The sequence below is a fragment of the Prevotella marseillensis genome (assembly GCF_900625065.1).
Taxonomy (GTDB): Bacteria; Bacteroidota; Bacteroidia; order Bacteroidales; family Bacteroidaceae; genus Prevotella; species Prevotella rara.
Genome location: NZ_UYXY01000001.1, coordinates 3,047,133 through 3,058,924, shown reverse-complemented (window position 1 = coordinate 3,058,924; position 11,792 = coordinate 3,047,133). Strand labels below are relative to the sequence as shown.

General features: G+C 48.4%; 5 protein-coding genes. All 5 read left to right on the top strand.

The window, feature by feature from the left end; genetic code table 11:
* From pglX to brxL, 5 genes are read left to right on the top strand one after another with little or no spacing between them, the layout of a single operon-like run.
* Entirely contained in the window at positions 1–3,573 is a 3,573-nt protein-coding gene (pglX, locus tag EJL04_RS12225; protein WP_125105112.1) for a BREX-1 system adenine-specific DNA-methyltransferase PglX, read from the top strand.
* 12 nt (positions 3,574–3,585) lie between these two features.
* Entirely contained in the window at positions 3,586–5,535 is a 1,950-nt protein-coding gene (locus tag EJL04_RS12220; RefSeq protein WP_125105111.1) for an SIR2 family NAD-dependent protein deacylase, read from the top strand.
* A gap of 2 nt (positions 5,536–5,537) precedes the next feature.
* A complete protein-coding gene (locus EJL04_RS12215; RefSeq protein ID WP_125105110.1) occupies positions 5,538–7,139 on the top strand; it encodes an RNA-binding domain-containing protein in 1,602 nt (533 codons plus the stop codon).
* Positions 7,136–9,700 (top strand): BREX-1 system phosphatase PglZ type A, encoded by a 2,565-nt coding sequence (pglZ, locus tag EJL04_RS12210; protein ID WP_125105109.1) that lies wholly within the window; start codon positions 7,136–7,138, stop codon positions 9,698–9,700. The genes EJL04_RS12215 and pglZ overlap by 4 nt, the downstream gene beginning before the upstream one ends.
* Entirely contained in the window at positions 9,697–11,790 is a 2,094-nt protein-coding gene (brxL, locus tag EJL04_RS12205; RefSeq protein ID WP_338142725.1) for a BREX system Lon protease-like protein BrxL, read from the top strand. Before pglZ ends, brxL begins: the two co-directional genes overlap by 4 nt.
* The last annotated feature ends 2 nt before the right edge of the window (positions 11,791–11,792 follow it).

Here is an 11,792-nt window from a genome sequence, read left to right as displayed (position 1 = left end):
ATGGAAACGAATAAACTAAAACGCTTCGCAACCGAAGCACGCAATATATTGATGCAGGGCGTGGTGCACCGCTTTACCGCCCTCGGCTTCCGGGCGGACGGTACGCCCGTGGAAGAGCCGCAACTGTTGGGCGGCGGCGCCACCTTTATGGGCGACACCGTGACGGAAGATTTCTATCATAAGTGGCAATCCTTGGCCGCCGCCATCCGCCGGCATGGACTGAAGGACGTGGTGGAGGAAGCTGCCTATACGTGGTTTAACCGATTGATGGCCATCCGCATCATGACCAAGAACGGGCTGATACCGCCCGTATTGCAGTATGAGAGTCCTGGTGTCTATGTGCCGCTCATTGTGAGCGAGGCACGGCAGGGACGCTTGCCGCAGATGAACGAGGAAGAGCGGAGCCGACTGATGCCGCTGCTCGACGATGACAGCCGGACGGCGGAACAGTTCAGCCTGCTCATCACGGCCTTCTGCCATGCCACGCCCATCCTCCACCGCTGCTTCGGTCATATCGCCGACTACACCGAACTACTGCTGCCGGCCAATATTCTGGCTGAGGGAGGTTTTGTAGACCTCATCAACCACACGGATTTTATCGCCGAGGAGGATTACCGCTCCTCGGAACTCATCGGCTGGCTCTACCAGTTCTACATCGCCGAGAAGAAGGACGAGGTGTTTGCCGCGAAGGGGAAATTCACCGCCAGCGAGATTCCTGCCGCCACGCAGATATTCACGCCCAACTGGATTGTGAAGTACATGGTGCAGAACACCGTAGGACGCATCTACTTAGACAACAATCCTTACGAGACGGAGGTGGCGCAAGACTGGAAGTATCTGGTGAATCCCTCCGAGCCTACCCCGGATGACCGCATCCTCTGTTACGGCGACCTGACCGACCTGCGCCTGGTCGACCTGGCCTGTGGTTCCGGCCACATCCTGGGCGAAATGTTCGACATGCTTTATACCTTATATATCAATGAGGGCTACAGCCGCCGCGAGGCCATCGAGCACATCTTCCGCCGCAACCTGACGGGCATTGACATTGACACCCGCGCCAAGCAATTGGCGCAGTTCGCCCTGCTGCTGAAGGCTTGCCAACGTGATGCCTCCTTTGCCGACTGCCATTGTATGCCCCGTGTGCTGGACATGCCGCAGCCTTATCCCGATAAGGAGCATCTGACCCGTGCGTTGGCCGATTATATCATGACGGACAACGGCGAAGCCATCACGGAACTGGCCGATGCCGTATGCTTGATGGACGAGGCGGACAACTTGGGCAGCATCATGAAGTTCGGCCTCTCGGAGCGCACACGCAACATCCTTGCTGTCCGCACGGAGGAGTACGAACAGCAAACGATGCCCGGTGAGAGTGTAAGTGGCTTGCTGCCCTACATGCGCATCATTTTGGCATTGACGGAACGGTATCACGCTTTGGTGATGAATCCGCCTTATATGGGTGGTGGCAATATGAATGCCGTGTTGTCTAACTATGTGAAGAAGAACTACGAGGCAGGGAAGGCGGACTTGTTCTCCGTGTTTATGCAAGTGGCAGAGGAACGGTTGGCAGAGAACGGGAAGTATGGCATGATTAATATGCAAAGCTGGATGTTCCTTTCTTCGTTTGAGAAGTTGCGTACCCATTTGCTTGAAACCTTGCAGATAGACAGTATGCTGCACTTGGGGCCTCGCACATTCGATGAACTGTCGGGCGAGGTGGTGCAGAACACGGCTTTTGTGGTAACCAAGCATACGCCATACACCACAGGAACCTACTTCCGATTGGTCGATGGTAAGAACTGTGGGGATAAGGAGCGGATGTTTCTCGCCGGAGAGAATGGCTATCCCCACGTCTCCCAACAGAACTTCGAGAAGATTCCGGGAAGCCCGATTGGGTATTGGGTGAGTGAGAAGATGATTGAGGCATTCAAAAATAGAATCTTAGATACAGAATCATATGTTAGACAAGGAATGGCTTCTGGCGACACATCTCGCTTTGTTAGATTTTGGACTGAAGTTGATTCTAAAAAGTTCTTTTTAGAATGTCAATCTTTTGATGAAGCTTTAATTCTAAATAAGAAGTGGTATCCTTTTAATAAAGGTGGAAGCTTTCGAAAGTGGTATGGTAATAATGAATATGTTATCTCTTTTGATAAAGAAAGCATAAGCATTTTATCTTCTATGGGAAATCATCTTCCTTCAAAAGAGTTATATTTCCGAAAAGGAATAACTTGGAATGCAATAAGCTCAACACATTTTTGTGTCAGAGAGCATATTGCAGGAGCAATTTTCTCTAATGCTGGTATGGTTTGCATTGTTAAAGATGAACGTTCGTATGACTTCTATCATGGATTACTAAATAGTAAAGTTTTATCTAAGTGCCTTACGATAATATCTCCCACATTAAATTGCAATGCAGGAGATATAAAAAAGATGCCGATAAAAATTCCTTCAACTACTAATAATATTGACCTCCTCGTTTCCCAAAACATCTCCATCTCCAAATCCGACTGGGACGCCCACGAAACCTCTTGGGACTTCCAAGAGAACGAACTCGTCCGTCTCGGCAAGGAGCAGGGTGAAGGTTCGCACCGCCTGTCCGACCTGATGGATGCCTACCGGGAGCATTGGACGGAGCAATTCCTCCAACTTCATGCCAACGAGGAGGAGCTGAACCGCCAGTTTATCGAGATATATGGCCTGGAGGACGAACTGACGCCCGACGTGCCTCTGAGTGAGGTAACTATCCTACAGCAAGGCGAAGTTAAAGTAACCAATGAATATCTTTTAACCACAGAAGACGGAAGTATTATTACCGACGAAACAGGTGCTGGTCTAACTGTTTCCGGGAAATATTACCTTGATTGGCAAGATGATGTAATTGCGAAACAGCTTATAAGTTATGCCGTAGGCTGTATGCTGGGCCGCTATCGTCTCGACAAGCTCGGCTTGCACATAGCCCATCCTGAACCTACAGCAGAGGAAACAGCTCCTTATACCTTCAATGGCCAGCAATGGAACATTGACGAGGACGGCATTTTGCCGTTGATGCCCAGTGATACAGACTTTGCAGATAATGCCACGGTGATGTTCAAGCGTTGGCTCGTGGTGGCCTTCGGCGAAGATACCTTGGTGGACAATCTCAACTGTGTAGAAGCCGCTTTGGGTAAGAGCCTTGACGACTATTTCGTGAAAGACTTCTGGAAAGACCACAAAAAGATGTACCAGAACCGCCCCATCTATTGGTTGTTCTCGTCAAAGAAAGGTGCATTCCAATGCCTGGCTTACATGCACCGCATGAACGCCTACACGGCGGAGCGCATCCGCACGAAGTACCTCCTTCCCCACATCGAATGGCTGGTGCAGAAACAATCCGAGATGGAAGCCAACGCCGCCAACCTCAATGCTCGTGAGCGCAAGCAATTAGACAGCATCACGCGACAAATTGCCGAGTGCCGCGAGTATCACGACTGCCTGCACACCGTGGCCGACGAGCAAATAGCCTTCGACTTGGACGATGGCGTGGTAGTAAACTATGCCAAGTTCGGAGATGTGTTGGCGAAATTGAAATAAATAGGAAAAAGTATGTTTGAAGAGCTTATCTCATTAGTTAGACGCGAACAAGTATCGCTATTTATAGGCGCTGGTTTCTCTAAGGAAGCCGGTGCCCCATCTGTTTGGGATCTCCAAAAGTCTATTTTAGAAAGAATTTACGATACAGAAAAAAGAAAATCCCATGAAAATGATAGTCTTGCTGATTTATCAAACTTTTTTGTTAATGAAATCCATTTAGGCAGTAGGAATCCGCTGATGAGGATATTGAGAAAGGCTTTTGATTTTGAGCCTACATGTATGGATGACCATAATTTGTTAGCAAAGATTCCACACTTTAGAAGAATCTTTACTACAAATTATGACACCCTACTAGAAGATTCTTATGCAAAAAATGATGTATGCGTGGTCAGAAATGATGCTGATTGTGCTTATATGAATAAGCCTTTTACCGTTGTAAAAGTCCATGGAGATTTTACAGATCCTGATTCGGTAGTTATTACTTCCGATGACTATAAACAGTTTTTTACTGCCAGTAAAAATCCGATAATGTGGGATTTGGTAAAGACTGAGTTTGCAACAAAGAATATTCTATTTATTGGATATAGCCTTGAAGACAATAACATACTTGACATAATCCAAAAGGTTTCAGATGCACAAGGAAACAATCAAAATGAAATGTTTTTAATTGCTCCAGGCATTTCACCAGAAAAGCAGGAAAAGCTGAAAGAATTGAAGGTGCATTATTTTGATGCCGTAGCCAATGTTTTTTTGACGCAACTTATAGAGGAGTTGAAAGAGCATATTACTGAGGACTTCAAAAATAAATATATTTCCGGAGAAACTTGCACACGATTCTTAAAATCCTATCAGATTCTTCCCACAGTTCAAACTCCTGTTCAAGGAAATAATGCTATAAAAAATGTAGAATCGACAACCGAAAAGCCGTTGCTACATCAAATACAGATGTCTGTTAAGGCTGAAATTGGTGAAAAACTGAAAAATCTCGATTTTGAAAAGGATGGAGAACTTGTATCGAATCAATTCTTCCCACAAAGACCTTGTTTTAGAATTGCGGGAGAAAATCTACTGAAATGTCAACACCTTGTTAATGGCGTAGTCCTCACAAGTGATATTAAAGAAATTCTTGTTTCTCCTGTTGAAAAAAAATTTGATTTAACTTTCCAAATTCCATCGAGAGACTTTCTTGAAACAGTTACGGCAAAGGTTTATCTTTTGAACGATAAAGCGATAAGATTCTATGTTGATTGCGACGTTTATTTTATGAGAATAGAACTTCATGTTTTTCAAGAAGGTTCTCCTGCAACAGTTACATTTAATTTTGACTTCAAGAAACAATATAAGAATAACGATAATGCTATAAAGTGGATAGAGGTGCCATGTGCTTTATTTGCAAATGAAGCTTTTATTATTCAAGAGCTTTCAAAATTTCCATTAAATTTAACAAGTCCACTACAAAGTCTTGAGGATAATAATTATGAATGTTTTAAACGGTATTACAAAGATATAAAACGAATAGAACTGGCTATCGGAAAAAAATTCAAAGTCTATAATGAATGTACCGAACAAAGTTGGCGGATTGCAGCATACATATGTTCATATCTGTACCGAGAACCCATAAATGTTCGTTGTGATGATAAAGATGGACTCAATTTTTCTACGAAAACAGAAAAAGGAGGAGAACTTATTGAATCATTCAAAGTAAATGACCATATTTCTATTGTAACAACAGACGAAAGGGTATTTAAGTATGAATTGAATAATCGAACCTTTAATATTCCATTTGGATATAGAATACTTAATTCTTGCCAAATTACAAATATTCAAAAAGAAGAGAATGGTCTAATTTTTATAGAGTTTCACTACGATAGACCAACATTTTTGTTACTACTTTCAGGAAAATCTATGTCTGAAGAGTTCCCAGACATGAAACCATTGGATGCAATAATTAAAATGAATTGATTATGACAACAGAAGATATACTACGGCTCAGAGACCTCGGCGAAGTAAGCAAGGTGCAGTTCAAGGAACGCATCTTGGACAAATATGACATAGGTTGCGAACTGGTTGCCATGAGTAATTATCGAGGAGGTCAGCTTGTGATTGGCATCAATGATAAGACAGGAGAATTTAACCCCTTGTCGTATGCCGAGGTGCAGGAAACAACCAACATGCTCGGCAATATCGCTTCGGAAAATGTCGTTCCAAGCATCTTGCTCGACATTGATACAGCCCAAGTGGAAGGCGGCAGCGTGGTGGTGGCAACCATCAAAGAGGGAAACAATAAGCCTTACCACGACAACAAAGGCATTGTCTGGATAAAGAACGGTGCTGACAAGCGCAAGGTGTTTGACAATGCCGAACTGGCGGAGATGATGTCCGAATGTGGCAGTTTCGCCCCGGATGAAGCCGTAGTGAAAGATGCTACACTGGCCGACTTGGATGAAGATACCCTCAAGATATTCCTGCAAAACCGCTTCTCCATCGTATTGGAAAAGAAAGGTCTGGTAGGCGACGCTCTTCGTGAGGCATCTCTTGACGACATCGCCAATGCCATTGCTAAGGGACACGACCTGAACAAGCTGATGCGTAACCTGCGCTTTATCCGTCCAGACGGAAGTCTGACCGTAGCCGCCATGCTGCTGTTCGGCAAATACACCCAGCGTTGGCTGCCGGTCATGACGGCTAAGTGCATCAGTTTTGTCGGGAACCATATAGGCGGCAAGCAATTCCGTGACAAAGTGAACGATGCGGATATGGAGGGAAACCTGCTGCATCAGTTTGAAACCATCATGGCTTTCTTTACCCGGAATCTTAAAAACGTACAGGTGGAGAAAGAATTTAATTCGTTGGGCAGGCTCGAAATTCCTTATAGCAGCCTGGTTGAGTTTGTGGTCAATGCCCTTGTTCACCGCTCTCTGAACTGGAATGCACCTATCCGTATCTTCATTTTTGACAACCGGGTGGAGATACACAGTCCCGGCATCCTGCCCAACGGCTTGCAAGTGGAAGACATTACCAATGGCACCTCCATGCCCCGTAACAATTTCCTTTTCAGCAATGCCATCTATCTTCTGCCTTATACGGGAGCAGGAACGGGCATCCAGCGTGCCTTGGAAGATGGACTGCAAGTAGAGTTCAAGAATGACGAAAGGACACATGAGTTTTTGATTACGATAAAAAGGAATCCTAATTTAGAGGCGGACTCTGACACTATCCTTAGCAGAAACGAGGCTACCCCTGACACTATTCCCGGCAAAAACGAGACTACCCCTGACACTTTTGATGTGACCCCTGACACTCGCCCTGGCAAAAATGAGGCTACCCCTGACACTTTTGGTGTGACCCCTGACACTCGCCGGATGAAACTCACTCCCAAGCAAAAGGATGTGGTCAATTATTGCAACGTACCTCGTAGTAGTCGTGAAATACTTGAAAGAGCCGGGGTAAGTTATCATAGCAAGAATATCCAAACTTATATTACGGACTTGGTTGAAGCAGGGTATTTGGAAAGAACAATACCAGAAAGACCTTCCGACATGAACCAAAAATACCGGAAGAAATGAGCGCGATAGACAAAATATACAATTACTTTGATAGAGAGCCTGACTTGAAAGTCCTCTTTATCTTTAATGACGAGTTCCTTGCTGACGAGCTTCGCGAGGTGCAGTGGAAGGAAGGCTACCGCTTTGTGGACTTCCAGGGGGATTGGTTCACTGTGAAGTACAATCTGGACAACGCCTGGGCCGATGACCGGGTGGTGTTATACTTCCATCAGGAGTCCCCTTTGCAAAAGAAATCGTTGAGGGAGAATTTTCCGCTGCTCGACGTGCTGACGGCCAATATGGAATACAAAAGCCAAGATTATACCGCCTTTATGCAACAGTACGGATTACCCGACACGGACAAGCCGATGATGCGCTTTGTGGAAAGGAACATCATGGCGTTGCAGTCGGAAAGGATGCTGCGCCTGTTCGCCCCCTATTACCAGGACCGGAGCATCACGACCGACAAGCTGGTCCGAGGATTCATCAGCAGCTACATGGGCGTGCAGCGCATCCTGGAATGGGATGCTATCCTTTTGCGCGTCATCTTGTTGGGACGGGACGCGGAGCAACAGAAGCGGACGGACTTCTTCGTGAAGCTGCGCAAATGCAAGGATGCAGTCGAAGCCTTGGGACGGAAGCTGACAGACATTTTCGGCACAACCATCGATGACAATACGGAAGAAAAAGTGGCTGATGTGGTGAAGGTGTTGAAATACAACGCTATCGTGCAGAATCTTGCCCCCGTGGCAGCGGATAACTATAAGCAATGGCGCATAGACAACACCCTTGCCCTGCAACAGATGAACCGCCTCTTGGAACTGGCACTCAGTCAGGAAAAGACGGCGGACGCGCTGTTGGAGGTGATGGACGAACTGGGCGATGCCGTCCGCGATGATGAGCTGATACGCTGGTACGGAACGGACGCCAACTACTATTTCGTGCCGCCACGCCTCTGCCAGCCCATCGTGGCCGGACTGCTCAAGGATAAGATGGAAACCGAGCCGGAGGCGGTCATTAGACGGATAGAAGACCTGATGCTGAAGCTGAACGGACGCGGTATGACGGCTTCGGTCATGGACTATTGCCTGACCGTGGCGCGATACTACCAGAAAGCATTGGCACTCGGCTCGCTCACGCTCAACACGCCCAACGAATACGTGATGCGCTATCAGGAGGATTATTACGTGTTGGACCAGCTTTACCGGCAGGCCACCGAACAGTATTTCAAGGTGGACCCTTCGTGCGGATTGTTCCCCGACATCCAGCAGGCCAAGCACAGTCTTGACCTGCATTACAGCAAGCTCAACAACCGCATGAATCAGGAATGGACTCGCTGCATTCAGGAAACCGGAGGCATGGGCGGAGTACACCTGTCCCGTCAGCAAGATTTCTATGAGAAGCGCATCCGGCCCATGCAGAAGAAAGTGGCCGTCATCGTGAGCGACGCCCTGCGCTACGAGGTGGCGCAAGAACTGATAGGCGAACTGGCCCGGTCCAAGCATGTCGCCACGCTGAAAGCCATGCTGGCCATGCTGCCCACGGAGACCAAATACGGCAAACCGGCGCTTTTACCCCACCGGGAGCTGAAACTCTATGGACAAGAGGACAGTCAGAATATGTCAGTAGACAACCATATACTGAGCACCACCGAAAAACGCTCGGAACACTTGCAAAGATACAAGGATGGAGCCATCTGTGTCCCGTTTGAGACCGTAGCGGAATACAACCAACAGAAGAACCGCGAGATATTCAAACATCCGTTGGTGTATATCTTCCACGACACGATAGACAAGGCCGGACACGACGGTACGGCCAAGCAAGTGACGCAGGCATGCCGGGAAGCCATCAACGAACTGGCCACGATGATTCCCAAAATCCTCGCAAGCTACAACGTCACGGAAGTGTATGTCACCAGCGACCACGGTTTCCTGTTCAATGACATCGACTTTGCGGAAAAAGACAAGCACAAGATAGAAGAGGAAGCCATTGAGCGCAGCACCCGTTACTATCTGACCCGCTCGGATGCCGAAGCCACGGGGATGGTGAAGTTTCCGCTCAGTGAAGTGTCGGGTATCTTGAACGGAAGCGATGTGTATGTGGCCGTGCCGCAGGGAACGAATCGCTTGGCGGCACCTTCCGGGGGATATATGTTCACGCATGGCGGAGCTTCCATGCAGGAACTAATCATACCTATTATAATATGTCATCAGGAGCGCGATGACAACAAACAGCCTGTGGGGGTGATGGTGCTCGACCGCAAACTGTCCATCCAGGCATCCCGGCTGCGCTTCAAGCTGTTGCAGACGGAGGCTGTTTCCATGGACATGAAGGAAAGATACATCCGCGTGGCCTTGTATCACAACGACGAGCCGGTCACACCTGTCAAGGATATCCTGCTGGACAAGACCGACCCGTCGCTGGACAACCGGAAGATTCAGGTGGACCTGACCTTGAACCGGAACGTGGACGCCAAGGTGCTCCAACTGAAAGTGTTTGACGCAGCGGACGACCTGAATCCGCTCATCAAAGAGAATGTGACGAACAATACCTTAATTGAAAACGATTTTGACTTTGAATGATGGAACTGCAGCAAAAGATATTGGATGCCTTCATCGGCAAGGTGGTGCGGAAGGACCTGGCTTTCCTCGTGAAAGGCGGACTGCCGGTGCCTACCTACGTGTTGGAGTATCTGCTGGGACAGTATTGTGCCAGCGATGACGAAGAAATCATCAACGACGGACTGGAGAAAGTCAAGCAGGTAATCCGGAACAATTACGTGCATCGTGCGGAGGCGGAGAGCATCAAGGGCATCATTCGCGAACACGGCAAGCACAGGGTGATAGACAAAGTGACCGTCACCCTCAACGAGCGGAGCGACGAGTACAACGCCACCTTTGCCAATCTCGGCCTGTCGGGCGTGCCTATCGGGACGGAATATGTCCGCAAGAATCCCAAACTGTTGTCGGGCAACGGTGTATGGTGCATTGTCACCATCGGCTATGTGTCGGGCGAAGAGGTCAAGGTGCGTTGGGAGATACAGAACCTGAAACCCATACAGATTTCCCACATCGACCTGGAGGAATACATCGAACAACGTTCCAAATTCACCACGGAGGAATGGCTGGACTTCTTGATGCACACGGTCGGCCTGAACCCGGAGGTGATGAACCGCCGCGAGAAATTCATCACGCTGGCCCGATTGCTTCCTCATGTAGAGAACAATTACAACTTCGTGGAGCTGGGGCCCAAAGGCACGGGCAAGAGCCATGTGTTCCAAGAGTTGTCACCTTACGGCGTGCTGGTCAGCGGAGGCGACGTGACCTCAGCGCGGCTGTTTGTCAAGATGCAAGGCAACAAGGAAATATTGGGACTAGTGGGCTACTGGGACGTGGTGGCATGGGACGAATTCGAGCAGCAGAAAGGCCGCAACGTGGATGCCGTGTTGATAGACACCATGCAGAATTACCTGGCCAACAAATCGTTTAACCGAGGCAAGGGGACGCATGAAGCCAGCGCGTCGATGGTATTTGTGGGAAACACCAAGCACACCGTGCCCTATATGTTGAAAAACTCGCATCTGTTTGAGTCCATTCCCACTTCCTTCATCAAAGGGGCTTTCCTCGACCGCATCCACCTGTATAATCCCGGATGGGAAGTCAGGATTCTGAAGAAGAACAGCTTTTCGACCGGATACGGACTGATTACAGACTATATAGCCGCCGTGCTGCACGAGTTGCGGAATGACGACCATACATCGGCGTTGAAAGAATATGCGCGGTTTGACGGCTCGCTGTCTGAACGCGACCATCTGGCCATCCGCAAGACTTTCTCCGGATTCAGCAAGTTGCTCTATCCAGACGGTCGGATGACCGATGAGGAAGCACGGGAAATCATAGACTTTGCCACCGAAGGGCGCAAGCGTGTGAAGGACCAGCTGTATGCCATTGACGAGACTTTCAATGCAGAGCCTGCAAAGTTTGTCTACACCTGGTTGCCCACGGGAGAAAGCGTGAAAGTGGAAACGCTGGAAGGCTTGGAGTTTGGTTCTCAAAATGCCACGAGCCAAAATCAAGACAATGCCCATCCGTCTTCGGAGCAAGAGCAAAAGGCAGGCATGGAGGGAACCACATCCGAAACATCATCCTCTACCACCAAGGGAAAACGTCCCCGTATTCCTGCTTTGACTTCCAAGGTCATTACCATCCGCGAAAACCAGGGCGGCATCACCTATAAGGGACTCTTTGGCGACTATCTGCGCACGGCCAAGGAAATCAGGCTGACCGACCCGTTTATCCGTCAACCCTACCAGATAGACAACTTGGTAGACTTTATCCAGATGGTGCGTGACGTGACATCCGTGCAGGACACCATCAAGATTCACCTAAGTACACAGAACGAGGACGATGAGAAGGTGGCGGAAGTAATAGACAGCTTCAACGACCTGGCCGATGAACTGCTGCCCCTGGGCATTGAGTTCACCTACGACTTCAAGGCCGACCACGACCGCATGATACAGACCGACACGGGATGGACCATCACTTTGGGGCGCGGACTGGACATCTATGAAAAGTTCGGCCGTTTCTCCCTAAGTCGGGCCAACCAGCAGAACCGCCGTTGCAAGGCATTCAATGTGTCCATCAACCATACCCAAAACGAAACCAATAATTGAAC

Bases quoted from the DNA above. Each gene is read 5' to 3' on its own strand.
- brxL (WP_338142725.1), top strand. From the start codon at position 9,697: ATGATGGAACTGCAGCAAAAGATATTGGATGCCTTCATCGGCAAGGTG.
- EJL04_RS12215 (WP_125105110.1), top strand. From the start codon at position 5,538: ATGACAACAGAAGATATACTACGGCTCAGAGACCTCGGCGAAGTAAGC.
- pglZ (WP_125105109.1), top strand. From the start codon at position 7,136: ATGAGCGCGATAGACAAAATATACAATTACTTTGATAGAGAGCCTGAC.
- EJL04_RS12220 (WP_125105111.1), top strand. From the start codon at position 3,586: ATGTTTGAAGAGCTTATCTCATTAGTTAGACGCGAACAAGTATCGCTA.
- pglX (WP_125105112.1), top strand. From the start codon at position 1: ATGGAAACGAATAAACTAAAACGCTTCGCAACCGAAGCACGCAATATA.